The organism is Sinorhizobium sp. BG8 (genome assembly GCF_016864555.1).
In the GTDB taxonomy this organism is placed as follows: Bacteria; Pseudomonadota; Alphaproteobacteria; order Rhizobiales; family Rhizobiaceae; genus BG8.
Genome location: NZ_CP044011.1, coordinates 3752417 through 3769685, shown reverse-complemented (window position 1 = coordinate 3769685; position 17269 = coordinate 3752417). Strand labels below are relative to the sequence as shown.

Sequence of the window (17269 nt, the reverse complement as noted above, 5' to 3'; positions counted from 1 at the left end):
CTTGTATCAGGATGCCGCGGCTGCGGTCTGGGTGGCACCGTTGCCTTGTGACTGATCTGCGGTGCGGGTGCGGCGGCGTACGAGCTGCGGCGCAAGCCAGATGCAGATGCCGGCAAGGACCAGCAGGAACAGGAAGGAGGAGGCGGCGGAGATTGTCGGATCCGCCTCCTGGCGGACGGCGTTGAACATCTGGCGCGGAAGGGTCGCCTTGTCGCGGCCGGATATGAAGAGGGCGATCACGGCCTCGTCGAAGGACGCGATGAAGGCGAACAGCCCAGCGACGGTAAAGGCGGGACGTAGCATCGGAAATGTAATCAGTCGGAAGGTGCGCAAGGGCGATGCGCCGAGGCTCATGGCCGCTCTCTCGACCGAGCGGTCGAAGCCCTTGAGCGCCGCTGTCAGGATCAGGGTCGACATCGGCATGGCGATGCAGCTATGGGCGAGAATGACCCGAGATAGCTCTGCACCAGCCGCAACTGCCCGAAATACATGTAGTAGCCGAGCGCCATGACGATCGTCGGGACGATCATAGGCAGCATGATCAGCAGGTTGAACAGGCCGCGGCCGACGAAGATGTGCCGCACCAGCGCGAACGAGGCGGGGACCGCAACCAGCATCGTCACCAGGACCGTCCCGACGCCGATCACCAGGCTGTTCATCAGCGGCTGCGTCCAGTTCGGATCCGAGAAGAAGTTGATGTAGTTTCCGAGCGTATAGCCGGGTGGAGGGAAGGCCAGCGAGGCGGCGGAGCTGAAGGACATCGGGATAACGATGAACATCGGGGCAGCCACGAAGACGGCGATCAAAAGCGCCAGAGCGCGAATCCAGGGGTTCATCGGTCGCCTCCTGCCCACAGCCGATCGAGGCCGAAGAAGCGATTGTAGAGAGCGTAGATCGCAAGCGTCAGTGCAAGCAGGACGATCGAGATGGCTGAACCCAGGCCGAAGTCGAGTGTCTGCTCGATCTGGTCGCCGATAATGCCGGCGATCATCTGATCGCGCGGGCTGCCGAGGAGGACGGGCATGACATAGAAACCGAGGCAGGAGATGAAGACGAGCGTGCAGCCGTTGACGATACCGGGGGCGCTCAGCGGCAGGTAGACCGTTGCAAAGGCTCGCAGCGGGTTGGCGCCGAGGCTTTCTGCTGCGCGGACATAGAGCGGGTCGATCCGCTTCATCACCGAAAACAGCGACATGGTCATGAACGGGATCAGGGCATGGGTCATGGCGAGCGTGGCGCTGAAGGTGGTGTAGAGAAGCTTCGGTGCCGGATCCCAGCCCAACCAGGCAAGCAGCGCCGTCACCGGCCCCTGGTTGCCCAGGATGACCATCCAGGCATAGGTGCGCACGAGATAGCTGGTCCAGAAGGAGAGCGCCACGACGGTGAGCAGGAAGGTCGCAAAGCGCTTCGAACCGTTGGCGGCCGCATAGGCGAGGGGATAGGCGAACACGAGGCTCAGCACCGTCACCAGGAACGCGGTCTTGAACGTCTGGTAGAGGACCGACGCAAAGAGGCTCGAATGCAGCAGCCTTCCGAAGTTCTGCAGGCCGAACACGGGCTGCGACAGGCTCATCCAGCCGACATAGCCGAGCGGCACGAGAAAGAAGATTGAAAGGAAGATGGCCGCCGGAGCCATCAGCGGTATCGGTCCATCCGTCAGGACCGGAGACGCCCGGAGTTTCATGGTATTGCTCCTCTACCCCTCGGATGCGGCCCTCCCGGAGGGCCGATCGAACCGGATCCGCCATTGGCGGAACAGTTCATCCGACGCGTTTGGTTCACCGGTCCCGGAACGGCGTCCGGGACCGGAAGGGCGAATGTCAGATGCCGACCCAGCTTTCGAAGCGGCTTGTCAGCTCGTCGAGCTGGGGCAGCAGCTTCGCACCATCCAGCATCACGGCGCGTGCGAGGTGATCGGGATAGGTCGGCATGTTGCTGGCGACTTCGGCAGGGATGAACTCGAACGACTTCGGGTTCAGCGGCCCGTTCTGGTCTGCCATGCAGAACTGTGCGAGCCCCTCGGCGTTCTGGCCGATATGGCTGATCAGCTTGAAGCCGTTCTCCGCGCGCGGGCTATCCTTCGCAACGATCCAGCAGGCCTTGTCCACGACGGCCTGATCCCAGACGACTTCGATCGGTTCCTTGGACGCATCCCGTGCCCCGGCCGCGTCGCTGTCCCAGAGGCCGGCCATGTCGACTTCGCCGTCGGTCAGGATCTGGCGAGCCTGCGGTCCGGCGGTCCACCAGACGCGGACGTCGGCCTTGATCTTGTCGAGCGAGGCGAAGGCGCGGTCGAGGTCGTAGGGGAAGAGCTGATCCGCGGCAACGCCGTCTGCCAGCAGCGCGATCGCGAGGACGCGTGCCGCATGGCGCTGCAGGCTCCGGTTGCCCGGGAATTTCTCGACGTTGAAGAAGTCTGCCCAGGTGTTGAGCCCGTCAGGATACTTCGTCTTGTTGTAGGCCATCTGCGTGGCGAAACCGTGCGTGGCAAGTCCGTTCTCGTAGATCGCGCCATCCCAGAGAACGGAGGCGTCGACCTTGCCGTCGAGCGCCTCGAGGAGGCCGGCGGCATTTGCCCGCGCAACGTCCGCAACGCCAAGCGTCGTCACGTCGAACTCGTACACTCCGGTGGTCTTCTGGGCGGCAAGCTTGGCGAAGGAAATCGGAGAGACGGTGCGGATCTCAATCCCGGTATCGGCGGTAAAGGGGTCGAACAGGAACTTCTTGACCGAAGCCTCCCAGTCGCCGCCCCATGTATTGACATAAAGTACATTTTCCTCGGCGCTTGCACGCCGAACGAAGGGGGATGCAAGCATCGCGGCTCCGAACAGGCCGGCACCCAGAACGGCGCGCCTTGATACGGGGGTCGCCGATGCATTCTTAAACTCTTCCATCCGTCTTTCTCCTTACACTCGAACGGTCGGTTGTTTGCTATTCCCGGGGCCGCTCGTCGTCATGACGGCAGCCCTTCTTGTCGTTGGATTCCGGCATTTCCGGGATCAGTCAGGCGGTCCGGAAGACCTCCGAATAGAGGCGAAGCCAGTTGTCGCGGAGGATCTTGTTGGCCTCTGCCTGGTTGAAGCCCACACGCAGCAGCGCCGGCGCCACGTCCTTGAGACTGTCCGGCTTGGTCAGCCAGGCAGGCTTCGGAACCGCGCCCGGCGTTGCCGCCGAGCCGGCGCCGTACTGAACCGAGCGCGTCCAGCGGCCCTTGCGCATCCAGTCGTAGTCGCGCTGGGTGTGGTTGTGCGAGATGTCGGTGCCGATGCCGACATGATCGATGCCGGCGATGTCTACGGTCCGGGCGACCATTTCGCACCATCCGTCGACGGTGGCGCAGGCGCTGTCGGGAGTGATGTTACGGTAGGCGACGCAGCCGATGACACCACCGCGCTCAGCCAGCGCGCGGATCACCCGGTCCGACTTGTTGCGCTTGTGCTCGAACAGCGAAGCAGCGTTGGCGTGAGTGATCGCGACCGGCTTTTCCGACCACTCGATCGCATCGAGCGTCGTCCTGTCGCCGACATGCGAAAGGTCGACAAGCATGCCCACGCGGTTCATCTCGCGCACGACATCCTTTCCGAAACGGGCGAGACCGCTGTCGTTTTCCTCGTAGCAGGAGCCGCCGAGTTCGTTCTGGTTGTTGTAGGTGAGCTGGACTACGCGGACGCCGAGCTCGGCGAAGAACTCGATGAAGGCTATGCGGTCCTCGAAGAGGTTGGAGTTCTGGTAACCCAACACGATGGCAAGCTTGCCTTCGCGTTCGGCACGCTCGATGTCCGCGGCGGTCTTGGCGATCAGGATGAGGTCGGCGTTGTCACGCTCCATGTCGCGCCAGCGGGCCAGGGAATCCAGCGATTCCATGGTTCCTTCCCAGAAACCGAGGGTCGGCGTGACGGCGCTGTAGCCGCCGCGCTTGAGCGCTTCGAAAGACTCCCGGTTGAAGTGGCCGCATTGAAGAGCATCGATGATCATGGTCGTTCCGTTCAGTGATTTGTTGACGCGGTCTCGCCCCTGGGGGCGTCGGCTAGGAGCAACGACAGGTCGGTCTCGTCCTCATCCTGCCGGCCAATGACCTTGCCGTCGGCCTCCACGATGATCGGGCCGGCGTGACGACGAGACATGTAGGAGTCCGGTGCGAGCGCTTCCGCGGACTGGTGGAACAGCTGCCACCACAATCCGGCATCGACCACGAGCCCTTCGCGGCGAATTCGGCCGAGAATGCCGATGTCGGCGGCATCGGTCGCCGGCGCGACGACGATCAAGGCCGTGCCGGCCGTTTCGTCGATCGTGACGGTGGCCTTGAGCCCGAAGCGTTGCGCCAAAGCTTCGGCGACCTTCAGTTCGCCTATCGCGGTGGCGTTCTTGACCTCGACGGCCCCATTGCCCCCGGTGCGCAGGGTTTCGATTGCCAGTTCGAGGGCTGCATCCACGGCTATCCAGGCGTGCTGGCGGGCGCAGTCGATAACCGGCCGATCGGTGGCGGCCAGCTTTATCGCATGAGGATCGGCAACCTTCACCGCCTCGAGGTTGTCCGACAGCCGCGCGAAGCCGCCAAGGCCGAGCGCTGCCGAGAACAGCGCGCAATCCCGAAGCGACGGGACAAGCCCCGGCTCGACGCGCGTGACCTGCATGAGCCGCTCAAGAACCATGCGCATCTCGCGCAGGCTGACGGTCAGGGTCGAGGGGAGGTTGGTCTGGCATGAACTCATAGGCTCGGCTCCGCAGGATAGAACCACAGGTCGTCGGCGTTTCCGGTGGCGATGTCTTCCGGTGTGGGAGCGCCGTGGAACAGGACGCCGCGCAAATTGCGGTCGAGGAAATCGCGTGTCTTGTCGATGCCGTGGATGCCGACATTGAGGAGACGGGTGATGTGGGCGGGCGTGAACGCCTCGCTCATGATGTCGGCGTGCGGCGAATGCAGGCTGGTGCCGGCAAGCGCCTGGACGCGGGTGACGATCGCCCGGTGCTGGGGATGGGCGATCAGGAAGCGCGCCGTGCTGAGCTCCGGGTCGGCGGCGGCAAGGTCGCGATCGAGGGCGACCACCAGCCGCGGCAGGTCGAGGCCGAGATTGACGACGTCTTCGCCGACCTCTGCGGCCGGGCCGCGACGCGGCTCCTCGGCAGTCATCGACTTGTACCAGACGTAGCGCTTGCTCGGCTCGACATCGAGATCGAGCTTGAAGGCCCAGCTATAGTCGTTGCGCAGGACCTCGCGCAGGCGGCCCACCGGCATTTCCGGGCGGCCGGTCAGTTCCTCGTCGATGGTCAGCCCTTCCACGAGTGCATCCGCTTCTTCGGGAACGAGCTCGATCAGCAGCGAATGGAGGGTCTCCATCGCTTCGGCATGGATGCGACCCTCGAGGGAAGTTGCGAGTTCGGCAAACGGTTCGGCTTCGAAGCGGCTACCCGCCCGCCAGCGCTCAAGAAGGCTCGCCACTGCTTGGCGAACAACCTGAAGTTCCTCTGCCAGAAGGTCGGATCGCGTGACGTTTTCATAGGCGGCGCGGTCCTGCGAGCGGAAGGTGATCGCTTTTTCCACGAGTGCCAGCAGCCTGGCGATCTCGGACCCGTCTGCGTCGGGTGTCAGCGTCTTGGCGCGGGCGATTGCCTCTTCGCGAATGAAAAGCCAACGCTCGATGAGCCGTGGATGGTTGTTGACGAACAGCATAAGCCCGAGGGCGGAGCCATTTCCGACGCCGAGAAAGCGGCGAAGCTCCATCGCCATTGCGGGGGCCTGCGGTGCGCCGAGGCGGGCGAGATGCTGCAGGAGATCCTGCGCGAAGACACGCATCATGTAGGCGCACAGCATCTGGGCTGCGAGCGACCAGCGGAGCGGGTGGTTGCCTTCGTAGGCAAGGAAGGTCTTCGTGCCGAACGTGCCGTTGCCGTCGAGGCCGGTATTGCGCATGAGGTAGCAGGTCTGCGCCAGTTCGGCGACATCGGGTTGCCGCCCCGCCTGCAAGGCCTGCTTCGCGCTTTCGAAGAAGCGGCCGCTGCGGTTCGAGCGGCACCAGATCAGGGTGCCCGGCGTCGCACGGCCCTCGTAGAGCTTGGGCAGTTCCGTGCGGGTCGTTTCGAAGTCTTCCTGGCTCATGTCGCCTTCGACGAGCGCGCCCATCATGTCCCAGCTGCGGCCGATGATGCGGCCGGTCCGGCCGTGCGGCGAGGGCTGGAAGGAATAGACGGGAAACGAGAAGCGCCAGCCGCCGATCTCGATACGGTATTCGGCGACGCCGTTGCCGTTTTCATCGATGTCGAAACGCTTGCACAGGATCTGCCAGCGCTGGCGAATTGCACGGCTCATCAGGGCGCGCGAGGCGCTGATGCGGGACGGCTGGATCGCGGCAAGCCGCGCGGGCTCCATCATCTCGCCGGGCGAGCGCATCAGCCGCGCGATGCGGTATGCGTCCGATTCCGGAGCGGGTTTCTTCAGGGCGGTCATCCTATTGTTCTCCTCGCAGACGACCCGAACTCTCCGCCGCGGCAGCGACGACGATCTGGGCGCACTTGTCAGTGTCAAAACCTGTGAATGGGCCGGAAAGGGCGAGCGCACCGATGCATTCGCCCTGGGCATCCAGGAGCGGCGCGGCGACGGCCGATACCGTGCGCGGTCCCTCGACTTCGGAAATCGCAAAGCCCCGCTCTCGCACGTGCGCGATGGTGTCTTCATCGGGCAGGCTGACGCCCTGCGCCTTCAGCCGATCGTAGATCTCGGGACGGGCATAGGACACGAGGACACGGCCGAAGGCGGTGCGATCGAGACGCAGGTGCGCTCCCACCTTGAGATCTGCTCTGAGCACGCCGCGCGATTCGACGCGGCGGACGATGACGGCGTCCTTGCCGTCCAGGATCGCAAGAGAAGCGGTCTCGCCGCTCTGCGTGACCATCTCCTCCAGCACCCCGGCAAACCGGGCGCCGAGATTGGACTGCTCGAGCGCCATCGCCGCATGGCTGACGACGCGCAGGCTCAGGCGGTAACGACCGTCCTGCGTCTGTTCCAGCCAGCCCGCTTCGATGAGGGTGACGAGCCGCTGATGGGCTGCGCCACGCGCCTCGCCGAGCTGGCGGGCAATGTCGGCCAGACGAAGCGGCTCCGCAGCTGCGGCAACGCAATCGAAGGCGGCAAGGGTCTTCAACACCGATGTGAGTGGGCGCACCGCCATTTTTTGCTTGACCTCCCTCTTGTCCAACATTAGAAGACGTTGTATGTTTATATTGGACTCGTAATCTGACGGCTGTCAACTTTGATTTTCGTTGACAGGCCGATTTCGGTGTCGCCGCGTGTTCGGACGCGGTCGCCAGTGGCACGCAAGCCTTTGAGCAGAAACGGACTTTCTGTCCGGACCGTTTGGCCGAAAAAATCTGTGACGGTGAGCCGGGACTGCCGTTTCTGCCTGTCGTTTTCTTTTCAGGATTGCCGTGGGAGTGGGGCTGCAAGCAGCAGGAGCTTCGTATCCAGACGAAGATCGGGGCGAGCGGTGTGTGCCAGCTTGCTGCGATTCACTTCAGATTTCGGCGTTCGCGGAGTCTTTCGCGTTACCGAGCACTGGCTTGTCGTCTCGCCCGTCGATATCTGAACTGCCATGATTGCAGCCAGCGACACGGGGTTCGTGCCGCGACCAGATTTCGAAAAGTGGGAATTGCGATGCCGAGCGGCGTCCTGCGACTCGGATGGAAAGATCTTCGCGTCGTACACCAACGGCAGCGATCGGTTCCGGATAGCCACCCGCGCCGTTGTGGCGCGAGTCGACATGTGTCAGTTGGGGTTCACCCCCGAGCTCGTCCGGTAGTCTCCGTCAGCTCCGCAGGCCGGGGGCTTCCTGGCCAGTGCGAGCGACATACTCGGTATAGCCCCCGCCGTATTGGTGAACGCCTTCGGGTGTCAGTTCGAGCACCCGATTGGATAGCGCCGCGAGGAAATGCCGATCGTGCGAAACGAACAGCATCGTGCCCTCGTATTCGGAGAGCGCCTTGATGAGCATTTCCTTCGTGTCCAGGTCCAGGTGGTTCGTCGGTTCGTCCAGAACCAGAAGGTTCGGCGGGTCGAAAAGCATGATCGCCATGACGAGCCGGGCCTTTTCGCCGCCCGACAACACCCGGCACTTCTTCTCCACGTCGTCGCCGGAGAAGCCGAAACATCCCGCAAGGGCGCGAAGCGGACCCTGTCCTGCCTGGGGGAATTTGTCTTCCAGTGTCTGGAACACGGTGCGTTCGCCGTCGAGCAGATCCATCGCGTGTTGAGCGAAATACCCCATCTTCACGCTTGCGCCGAGCGCCACGCTGCCCAGATCAGGTTCGGCGGAACCGGCCACCAGTTTCAGAAGCGTGGACTTGCCTGCACCGTTGATGCCCATGATGCACCAGCGCTCTCGGCGGCGCACCATGAAGTCGAACCCCTCGTATATGCTGCGCTCGCCATAGCTCTTGTGCACGTTCTTCAGGCTGATGACGTCTTCGCCGGATCGTGGCGCCGGCCGGAACTCGAACGCCACCGATTGGCGGCGCTTGGGTGGCTCCACCCGATCGATCTTCTCCAGCTTCTTCACCCGGCTCTGCACCTGCGCCGCATGCGAAGCGCGCGCCTTGAACCGCTCGATGAACTTGATCTCCTTTGCGAGCATGGCTTGCTGGCGTTCGAACTGCGCCTGCTGCTGCTTCTCGTTCTGGGCGCGCTGCTGCTCGTAGAACTCGTAGTCGCCGGAATAGGTGGTGAGTGATCCGCCGTCGATTTCGATCACCTTGCCGACAATGCGGTTCATGAACTCGCGGTCGTGCGAGGTCATCAGCAGTGCTCCCTCGTAGCCCTTCAGGAACTCCTCCAGCCAGATCAGGCTCTCCAGATCGAGGTGGTTGCTCGGTTCGTCGAGCAGCATCACGTCGGGGCGCATGAGGAGGATGCGAGCAAGTGCCACCCGCATCTTCCAGCCGCCGGAAAGCGCGCCAACGTCGCCGTCCATCATCGCCTGGCTGAAGCTCAGGCCTGCCAGAACCTCGCGTGCCCGTCCATCGAGAGCATATCCGTCCAACTCCTCGAAGCGTGCCTGCACCTCACCGTAGCGTTCGATGATCTCGTCCATGCTGTCGGCCTGGTCCGGGTCGGACATGGCGGCCTCGAGCTCGCGAAGCTCGGCGGCAACGATGCTCACGGGGCCCGCGCCGTCCATCACTTCGGCGACCGCACTGCGGCCTTCCATCTCGCCGACGTCCTGATTGAAGTAGCCTATGGTTACGCCCTTATCGACGGACACCTGTCCCTCGTCGGGGAGTTCCTCCTGCGTGATCATACGGAAGAGGGTGGTCTTGCCCGCCCCATTGGGACCGACCAGACCGATCTTCTCACCCCTGTTGAGCGCCGCGGTCGCCTCGATGAAGAGGATGCGATGGCTGTTCTGCTTGCTGATGTTTTCGATGCGTATCATATGCGGATGCGGCTCCGAGAGGTTGGCGGCGGCGCCCTCATGCCACGGGGTCGTCGCGCTTCCAGCTATTTGGCGACCTGGGTCGCCGTTCCATGCAACGGCGATTGCCCGTTTTCGTGCGGAGACGCAAGGGGAGCAGGAAGAATCAAGCCCTCCCGGGCCGAACGATCAGCCGCCGTTAATCGGCGGCTCGCGTCATTTCTGGAAAATGAGCAGGAGGAAGGCCGCAAAGAGAATGAGGTGGACCGCACCCTGCAGAACATTGGTCCGCCCGCTCGAGAACGTGACGACACTGACGGTGAGCGTGAGCAGGAGCATCAAAAGGTCGGTCTTCTCGACGCCCAGGTCCATGTCCATGCCGTTCATATGCGTGATTACGACCATCGCCGGAATGGTGAGGCCGATCGTCGAAAGAACCGAGCCGAGGAAGATGTTGACCGACCGCTGGAGATGGTTTGCGCTGGCGGCCCTCACGGCGCCGATCGCTTCTGGCGTGGCGACGAGGAGCGCCATGAGCACGCCGCCGAGTGCGACGGGAACACCGAGCGTTTCGATCAGATAGTCGACCGGATGGGCAAGCTGTTCGGCCAGAAACACCACCGGCGCCATATAGGCGGGGATCATGAGAGCGTGCCACCATGTGGGGCCTGCAGGGCGAACTTGATGACCGTTCTCCTCGACATCGTCGCCATGCATGAAATAGGTGCGATGACGGCCGGTCTGGAGCGCTAGGAAGGCGACATAGAGGCCGCTTGCGATGATCACGAGGAAGATCTTCTCGTCGCGGGCGAGCGTCGGCCCTGCCGAGGACTGGGACATTTCGGGGAGCACGAGGCTGAGCACCGCAAGCGGAATTATCACGCCCAGATAGGCATTGGCACCCTGCAGGTTGTATTGCTGTTCGTGATGCCGCCAGCCGCCGATCAACAGCGAAAGGCCGACCATGCCGTTGAGAATGATCATGATCACGGCAAAGAGCGTATCGCGGACGAGCGTGACGTTGTTGCTGCCGTGCATGACCACCGCCGTGATGCTGAGCACCTCGATCGTGGTGACCGACAGGGTCAGCACCATGGTGCCATAGGGCTCGCCGAGCTTGGTGGCGAGATGGTCGGCATGACGGACGACCGCAAGCGCGGATCCAAGCACGACCGCAAACAGCCACAGGAACACGAACGCGAGCCATGCGAAGTTCGAAAAACCTTCGAGCAGCCGGTTTCCCCAAAGCGAGAATATCAGGACGGTTATCGCGCTGACGGCGAAAAACCACTCTTGCGCGGTCAGGGCGCTGAGATCGCGTTTCCCGGATGCCTCGGCAGCACTCTTGTCCATGATGCGCTTTCCGTCCCCAGATCGCCCTGGCCACAGTATCTAGGTTTGCCCTGAAATCAACGGCCGCGGGTAGAGCGGGGCGTGGGGGCCATGCCGCTGCTAGGCGCGATAGATGGCCTGCATCGCTTGATGCAGCTGCAGCGACAGGGGGAGGCCGCGTAGGCATCGGTGACGACTTCGATGTAGACGCCCGTGTCGGCGTTGGAAGCAAGCTCCAGCGCACTGTCGAACTCGCGGCAAGTGGCGACCTGCATCGATATCCAGTCGTCGCAGCCGAAGGCATGCGGCAGCTCGGCATAGTGCCACTGCGCGATGTCGTTGTAGGCGATTGCGGGGTCCTTGCAGAGCAGGCGCTCGATCAGATAGCCGTTGTTGTTGAGGACGAAGACGATCGGCTTCAGTCCAAGCCGCGCGAACTGGCTGATCTCCTGGACCGTGAGCTGATGCGAGCCGTCGCCGGTCAGGAGAACGACGCGACTGCCAGGAGCCGCGACGGCAGCACCGAAGGCAGCCGGCGTGGCCCAGCCGATCGAGCCCCAGAGCGTCTGGTTGTGGAAAGTCGCCCCCTTCGGCATGAGGGCGAAGCCGAGACCCATCGACGCGGTTCCGGTCTCGGCGATCAGGATGTCGTCCGGCTTCAGGAAATCCGCCCAGCGCGGATAGAGCGTGGCGGCATCGATCGCATCGTCGCCGGCCCCTGTGACCGGGCCGAGCGAGGATGGCGCCAGTTTCTTCCAGTCGCCTTTAGGCAGGCGCCGTGCGAGTTCGACGAGAAGGTCGCCCATCTCGACTCCCGGATAGACCTTCCCATTCACGTGGGTGACATGGTGGCCAACCGTGATCGTTCTTGCCGGATCCAGTCTTGCGGTAAAGGCGCCGCTGTTGAAATCCGTCATCGCGGCTCCGACGTTGAGGATCACGTCGCAGCCTTCGACGAAACTGCGAACCTCCTCGTTCATGAGGGCACCGTCGTACATTCCGATGTATCCCGGATGCTGCTCGTCGAGTACCGACTTCCCCATGAACATCGTGGAGAAAGGGAGCCCGGAGGCATCGAGAAGGTGCTGCAGGTCGTTGCGAAGCCCTGCGCGCGCAACCAGGATGCCGACAAGGACGCAGGCCGTGCCGGCCTTGTGCAGGAGAGCGGTTATCGCCTCGGCCGCCGCGGCGAGACTTTCCGGATTGCTCCGTGGCATCGGGATCGGCGCAGCTTCGCCCAGCACCGGCAGACCGGCGAGATCGGCGGGGAAGGCCATGTACACCGGGCGGCGATGGTAGAGAGCCTCGAAGATCAGCCGCTCCGTCTCATAGGCGGCGTTCTGCGGGGTCATGACCGCATGTGCGACGACAACCGGCTCGGTCATGCGGCGAAAGAGGTCGTACTCGCCATTGCCCAGCGTGTGATGCATCAGCTTGCGACCGGTCTGTGTCGCCATGTTCGGCATGCCGACGAGGTGGAACACCGGCAGATACTCGGCGTACGAACCGGCGACACCGTTGATCGCACTAAGCTCGCCGACGCCGTAGGTGGTGCAAAGCGCGGCGGCACCCTTGATGCGGGCATAGCCATCGGCGGCGTAGGCCGCATTCAGTTCGTTGGAGCATCCGACCCAGCGGACGTTCGGATCGGTGCAGATCGCGTCATTGACCGGGAAGGAGTAGTCGCCCGGCACGCCGAAAACGTCATCGATCCCGATATCGTGCAGGCGGGAGAGGACATGCTGGATCACGGTCTTGGTCATGACAAACTCCATGGTGTTGGAAGGGCCGAAGACCGGGCGCCTTCGGCAATGCTCGCATGAATGGCCGCGTGGCGGGCCGCCTCCGGTCTGCCTCGCTCGTTCAGAAGGCCGACGCCCGCGCAAGGGCTGCGGCATGGATCGGTATGCTGAGGCGCTCCAGGCGGGCCTGCTGCTGCGCCCCGAAGACGTCCCGCTCGTCGGGTGAGGCGGAGATGTTCGGCCTCTCGACCGAAATCTTGATGGCATTGCAGGTATCGACGAAGAATGTCCCGACGATGCTCTCCGCCGGCAGCCTCAGTATGCCGGCGATACTTTCCCTGCTGAAGACATTCGATCGAAGGGCTGCCTCATAGTTTTCCCCCGAGGTGAAAATGACATCGAAGGTGAGGCGATTGACGCCCGCATCCTTGCTGCGAATGACGACCGCCATGTCGAGCAGACGGTGGGTGCCGATCTCCGCTCCATCTGGCGGAATGTCGGAGATGAGCGAAAGGGTGCGGTCGTTGAGGTCGCCCTTGTAACCCGTCTCGCCGATGTCGAAGTACTTTGGCCGATCGTTGCCCGTGATTGTCCACTCGCTCCCGTTCGCGTGGTAGTAGGTTATCGGAAACATGACGTTCTTTATCACGTCTTCATTCTGCAGAAGATGATAGAGCGACCAGGCATAGGCGTCCGGTGCGTCGAGATTGAAGAGTGAGGACGTTTTCGACGTGATGAGACGGGTAATTTCTTCGATCTCTCGCGCGTGTCGCTCGGCGAGCCTCTCCGGATCACTGTCGACCGTCCTCAAGAGGACTGCCGGGGCGGAGGCATCGGCATCCGTGATCGTGTAGTGCGCATTGGCGAGCGCGTCCGGAAATTCCTGCTCCACGAGTTTAATCACGGCCGCCTTGATCGCAGCGTAGTTTTCGAAGAACACCGGATCGCGCGTGCCGCTCGGGACGATGGCCCCATAGGAGCCGTCCTCACGCCGGAAGCTCACGAGGTTGGGCGAAAGCGGATAGGCGATGTTGCCGGCGGTCGCCTTGCGACCCGGGTAACCGTAGTGGATGAGATAGTGGGTGAGCACGCTCGCCAGCAGCACGGCGGCCTGCTCGCTCTTCGCGGTAGTCTCGATGATGATGCCGAGCTCGCGTTCGGATCCCTCGACCGGGATGGGCTGCACGCCGTTGCGGCCGTAGACGAGGACGTCCGGCGGGACCTTCCCGAGATCCGATGGGTCTATGTAGAGAAGCGAGACCTTCCGGCCACCAAGCCGGCGGGCGCCCTCGAGCTTGATGCTCCATGGCCACGGTTTCGCCGAACGGACGAAGCGGCTGTTGCGGATGCCGGCAACACGGGAGTCCCTGGAAAAGAACTCGGTCTTCTCCATGGCGAGAATGCCTTCGGGATAGAATTGCAGCTGCGGGTGGCTCTCCTCGTAGAGCGAGTGCGCGGCGATGGAATAGGCCGTGCAGCGGCGCGTCGGATTCGGGGCGATGAAGAGCGCAGAACCGTCGTCGTAGATCTCGGCGACGAGGCAATCGGATGGGGAGCCCGGATCGCAGGCGAGGGCGCCGCATTCGAGCACATGGCCGACGTGGTAAGCGAGGCCGGGGGCGATGCCGCGACGGATCATGTCGGAAGCGAAGAGCGCGATATCACAGGATCTGCCCGCGATGACATACTGGGCGCCGCTCTCAAGGGCGGTCATCAGAGGGTGGATTCCCATCTGCCCGACGATGGTGCTATCGCGCAGCGCCTGTTCGCTGAGCTCCGGACCTCGACCCGTCGAGCGCAGCGCGCCCTTGCGGAATTCCTTGATGACGATCTCCGGATCGAGCTCGGCACCGACCACGGCGACTTTTGCATCGGCTACGTGGAGCTCTGCGAAGATCTCCTTGGCGACGCCGATCATCCAGTCGAGATTCCGGTTGCCGCCCGCCATGCCGCTGCTTCCGAGAATGACAGGGCAGCCGATTTTCTGGCCCGCCTCGACCATGTGGCGGAAGTCCGCCTTTACGGCCTCGGTCTCGAAGTATTCGGTGCCCGTTCCAAGATAGTAGGGGCCGGCATCCATAGAACCGCCATCGCAGATGATCGCATCGATGCGACCCTGTAATGCGGCTTCGAGCGATTCCTTGGGATATCCGTATCCAAGGGCACCGCAGGCGGAAATGACACGGTAGACGAGGTTCGGCATCTCAGAACTCCCTCAGTAAAAAGGGCGGATAGTCTTGAGCCGCCCGGTTGACTTGGCGGGATACTGTTCCCCGAAGGCAGAAAGAACAAATACTGCTTCGATATGCGGCTATCGGCAGGAGTTATAGCTGGTCCTGCTCGATCCATTCCGCGCCTTCCTGCGCAGTGCGCAGGTGATCGACTGCAAATTCGCCGAGAACGCGGCGGACGGCCTCACCCGCATGGGTGAGCGGAAAATCCCCGGATGACAGGACGGATGCAGTGAGGAAGAGGGGCGGCTCTACCAGGACAGGCTTCGCGAGACCGCTGTCAGGAAGGTCGGACAGGTCGCCTTTGGGGAGCACGGTCTGGCCGACGCCGCTCAGTACTGCCGACAGGATGCTGGACAGCACATCCGCTTCCGCAACGACGGTGGCCGAAATCCCGGCTGCGGCGAAGGCACGGTCGAGAACGCTGCGGACCACGTTCGGAAGGCTCGGCAGGATGAGGGGCAGGGCGGCGAGTTCGGCAAGTGACACGGACGAGGCATTGCCGGCGACCGGTGGCCTGCCGATCAGGTAGAGCCTTTGCCTGAAAAGCGGCGTGCGACGAAAGGCAGGGACGAGTTCGTCCTCGAAGACCAGGGCGAGATCCAGGGTGCGGGCTTCCAGCCGTGCCTTCAGGGTCTCGCTGTCGGAGACGGAAAACTTGAGGGTGACCTTCGGCAGCGTCGTCCTGCAAGTCTCTATGAAGCGTCCAGCCACCGTGGCGGCGAGAGTGGAGGACATGCCGAGGCTCACGACCCCTTCGACCTCGCCGGCACTGGAGCGCACGATCCCGGGGAGTTGATCCATCTGGCGCAGGATCGACGACGCCTCGCGATAGAGTACCTCGCCTGCAGCGGTCGGGCGCACGCCGCGCGCGCTACGCAGCAGGAGCTGGAGGCCGAGTTGTGCTTCGAGTTCCGCGATCTGCTGGCTCAGCGCCGGTTGGGCGACATGAATGACCGCCGCCGCACGCGAAAAACTGCCAGCCTCCACGATCTTGACGAAATAGCGCAGGTGGCGCAGCTGCATCTGGCGATAATCCGGAAGAAACGCTGGACTTGAACGTCGAGTTGCATACCTCTCAATACTAGACGGAATTTGTGTAAGTTGGGAGAAATTCTTGGCTCCCCTGCGAAAGCATGCCGTTTCTTTTTGGAGCTGAGCCACTTCACGCGGCTGCAACTTGGCACTGCACGCCGGGACTGTTTCTCTGTATCTTCGCCAGGGGGAGTTTGGTTGTATGGTCCGTGCGATCGAAATCATCGGCCAATTCGCAGGACTGCCAAGATGGGCTCACTTGGCCTTCCTGGCGGTCGTGCTGCTCCTTTCGGCGCAGCAAGGCATGCTCGGCCCCACCGCCGGCGCCTGCCTTCTGCTGACTGTCGGGGCATTCTCGCTGGGACATGCCTGCCGTCAGCTCCCCGGCCTCAGGGCCATCGGCTTCGAAACGATCGCAGTCGTTTTTGTCCCGGCATATCTCGTCCACAGGAAGGTCATCGCCCCCGCAACCGTCGAGCAGGCGGGAACACTCGTGCAGTCGACCGACCTGATCACGGTCTTCGTCACCGTTCTGATCGTCGGGAGCATGGTGGGGATCGACCGCAGAGCCCTTGTCGCGGGTTCAGTGAAGCTCGTACTTCCGGTGGTCGTCGCGAGCCTTGTCGCGGTCCTGGCCGGAACTTTGGCCGGTGTCGCGACCGGACTGGCTCCGTCGGCAACCTTCTTCTACACGGTCGTTCCGGTCCTCGGCGGCGGCATCAATGCCGGTGCGTTGCCGCTATCGCTCGGCTACGCCAACACGTTCGGGATTTCCCAGCCGGAAGCGTTTTCCCGGATCTTGCCGCCCGTCATGCTCGGCAATGTCATGGCGGTAATGGCGGCGGCACTGCTCAGCCACTATGGGCCCTCTTTGAGGGAGGGGACGCACCGGCAGACCAATTGGGACCATGGGGCGTTCAAGGCCGTCGACGCGAGCGCACGCCCTGTGGATGCCGGTGCAGTCGTGAGTTCGGCTTTCCTGCTGTTCGTGATCTACTGCGTGGCGAGGCTTGCGGCTGCAGGCTTGGCGATTCCGATTCCCCTGACGGTCGTCCTTATCGCGGCCGTCCTGCACGTTTTCGATTTCCTGCCCACCCGACTGCGGGTGGCGCTACTCTCCCTGCACCGCTCTCTCGTCGCGGCCCTTACCTGGCCCGTGCTTTTTGCCGCAGGGATGTTGCTGGCCCCCTGGCCGACGCTGATTGAGAGCCTTACCGCGACAAACATCGTGACAACCGCAGCCGTTGTTTCCGCAGTGACTGCCACGGGATACCTATGCTCTCGCCATGTTGGGCTCGCCCCGGTGGATTGCGCGCTCCTGACGACCGCGCGGGCGGCAATGGGAGGGACGGGCGATATCGCCATTCTGAACGCCGCGCGCCGTATGGATCTCATGGCATTCGCGCAGATCGTGACACGCACGGGCGGAGCAATCACCATCTCGCTCGCGTTGGCCCTGGCGGCATACCTTGGCGCGTAGATTGTCTCTCACCTGAGGGCGCCCCAAGGATCCGGTCGAGCTTTCACC

Annotated in this window: 12 protein-coding genes and 1 pseudogene; 1 reads left to right on the top strand and 12 read right to left on the bottom strand. The window is 63.0% G+C overall.

The window, feature by feature from the left end:
• Nucleotides 1-6 precede the first annotated feature (6 nt).
• The 12 genes and pseudogenes from F3Y30_RS26740 to F3Y30_RS17605 form a co-directional block, all read right to left on the bottom strand.
• Nucleotides 7-836: pseudogene (locus tag F3Y30_RS26740) on the bottom strand (ABC transporter permease).
• Nucleotides 833-1684, bottom strand: coding sequence for an ABC transporter permease (locus F3Y30_RS17655; protein WP_203424002.1), 852 nt, complete (start codon nt 1682-1684; stop codon nt 833-835). The pseudogene F3Y30_RS26740 and the gene F3Y30_RS17655 overlap by 4 nt, the downstream one beginning before the upstream one ends.
• Before the next feature lie 136 nt (nt 1685-1820).
• The gene (locus tag F3Y30_RS17650) at nt 1821-2894 is read right to left on the bottom strand and encodes an extracellular solute-binding protein (RefSeq protein WP_203424001.1); all 1074 of its coding nucleotides are present in this window, start codon (nt 2892-2894) and stop codon (nt 1821-1823) included.
• 109 nt (nt 2895-3003) lie between these two features.
• Complete coding sequence (locus F3Y30_RS17645) at nt 3004-3975, bottom strand: dipeptidase (protein ID WP_203424000.1); 972 nt, start codon at nt 3973-3975, stop codon at nt 3004-3006.
• An 11-nt stretch (nt 3976-3986) separates the two neighbouring features.
• The gene (locus F3Y30_RS17640; protein WP_203423999.1) at nt 3987-4712 is read right to left on the bottom strand and encodes a hypothetical protein; all 726 of its coding nucleotides are present in this window, start codon (nt 4710-4712) and stop codon (nt 3987-3989) included.
• Nucleotides 4709-6445 (bottom strand): hypothetical protein, encoded by a 1737-nt coding sequence (locus F3Y30_RS17635; RefSeq protein WP_203423998.1) that lies wholly within the window; start codon nt 6443-6445, stop codon nt 4709-4711. The genes F3Y30_RS17640 and F3Y30_RS17635 overlap by 4 nt, the downstream gene beginning before the upstream one ends.
• 1 nt (nt 6446) lies before the next feature.
• Nucleotides 6447-7166: an IclR family transcriptional regulator gene (locus F3Y30_RS17630; RefSeq protein ID WP_203423997.1), complete on the bottom strand. Its 720-nt coding sequence runs from the start codon at nt 7164-7166 to the stop codon at nt 6447-6449.
• Between the two features lie 633 nt (nt 7167-7799).
• The gene (locus F3Y30_RS17625) at nt 7800-9422 is read right to left on the bottom strand and encodes an ABC-F family ATP-binding cassette domain-containing protein (protein ID WP_203423996.1); all 1623 of its coding nucleotides are present in this window, start codon (nt 9420-9422) and stop codon (nt 7800-7802) included.
• Between the two features lie 195 nt (nt 9423-9617).
• Nucleotides 9618-10754 carry a calcium:proton antiporter gene (locus F3Y30_RS17620; protein ID WP_203423995.1) on the bottom strand — a complete coding sequence of 379 codons (1137 nt, stop codon included), beginning with the start codon at nt 10752-10754 and terminating at the stop codon, nt 9618-9620.
• Between the two features lie 56 nt (nt 10755-10810).
• A complete protein-coding gene (locus tag F3Y30_RS17615; RefSeq protein ID WP_203423994.1) occupies nt 10811-12496 on the bottom strand; it encodes a thiamine pyrophosphate-binding protein in 1686 nt (561 codons plus the stop codon).
• A 100-nt stretch (nt 12497-12596) separates the two neighbouring features.
• A complete protein-coding gene (locus tag F3Y30_RS17610) occupies nt 12597-14678 on the bottom strand; it encodes a DUF4387 family protein (protein WP_203423993.1) in 2082 nt (693 codons plus the stop codon).
• A 121-nt stretch (nt 14679-14799) separates the two neighbouring features.
• Nucleotides 14800-15732, bottom strand: a complete 933-nt coding sequence (locus F3Y30_RS17605; RefSeq protein WP_203423992.1) for a LysR substrate-binding domain-containing protein — start codon at nt 15730-15732, stop codon at nt 14800-14802.
• A gap of 211 nt (nt 15733-15943) precedes the next feature.
• Here F3Y30_RS17605 and F3Y30_RS17600 point away from each other — a divergent pair, with 211 nt between their 5' ends.
• A complete protein-coding gene (locus tag F3Y30_RS17600) occupies nt 15944-17221 on the top strand; it encodes a 2-hydroxycarboxylate transporter family protein (RefSeq protein ID WP_203423991.1) in 1278 nt (425 codons plus the stop codon).
• The last annotated feature ends 48 nt before the right edge of the window (nt 17222-17269 follow it).

Bases quoted from the DNA above. Each gene is read 5' to 3' on its own strand.
- F3Y30_RS17630 (WP_203423997.1), bottom strand. From the start codon at position 7,166: ATGGCGGTGCGCCCACTCACATCGGTGTTGAAGACCCTTGCCGCCTTC.
- F3Y30_RS17615 (WP_203423994.1), bottom strand. From the start codon at position 12,496: ATGACCAAGACCGTGATCCAGCATGTCCTCTCCCGCCTGCACGATATC.
- F3Y30_RS17655 (WP_203424002.1), bottom strand. From the start codon at position 1,684: ATGAAACTCCGGGCGTCTCCGGTCCTGACGGATGGACCGATACCGCTG.
- F3Y30_RS17650 (WP_203424001.1), bottom strand. From the start codon at position 2,894: ATGGAAGAGTTTAAGAATGCATCGGCGACCCCCGTATCAAGGCGCGCC.
- F3Y30_RS17620 (WP_203423995.1), bottom strand. From the start codon at position 10,754: ATGGACAAGAGTGCTGCCGAGGCATCCGGGAAACGCGATCTCAGCGCC.
- F3Y30_RS17625 (WP_203423996.1), bottom strand. From the start codon at position 9,422: ATGATACGCATCGAAAACATCAGCAAGCAGAACAGCCATCGCATCCTC.
- F3Y30_RS17610 (WP_203423993.1), bottom strand. From the start codon at position 14,678: ATGCCGAACCTCGTCTACCGTGTCATTTCCGCCTGCGGTGCCCTTGGA.
- F3Y30_RS17640 (WP_203423999.1), bottom strand. From the start codon at position 4,712: ATGAGTTCATGCCAGACCAACCTCCCCTCGACCCTGACCGTCAGCCTG.
- F3Y30_RS17635 (WP_203423998.1), bottom strand. From the start codon at position 6,445: ATGACCGCCCTGAAGAAACCCGCTCCGGAATCGGACGCATACCGCATC.
- F3Y30_RS17645 (WP_203424000.1), bottom strand. From the start codon at position 3,975: ATGATCATCGATGCTCTTCAATGCGGCCACTTCAACCGGGAGTCTTTC.
- F3Y30_RS17600 (WP_203423991.1), top strand. From the start codon at position 15,944: ATGGTCCGTGCGATCGAAATCATCGGCCAATTCGCAGGACTGCCAAGA.
- F3Y30_RS17605 (WP_203423992.1), bottom strand. From the start codon at position 15,732: ATGCAGCTGCGCCACCTGCGCTATTTCGTCAAGATCGTGGAGGCTGGC.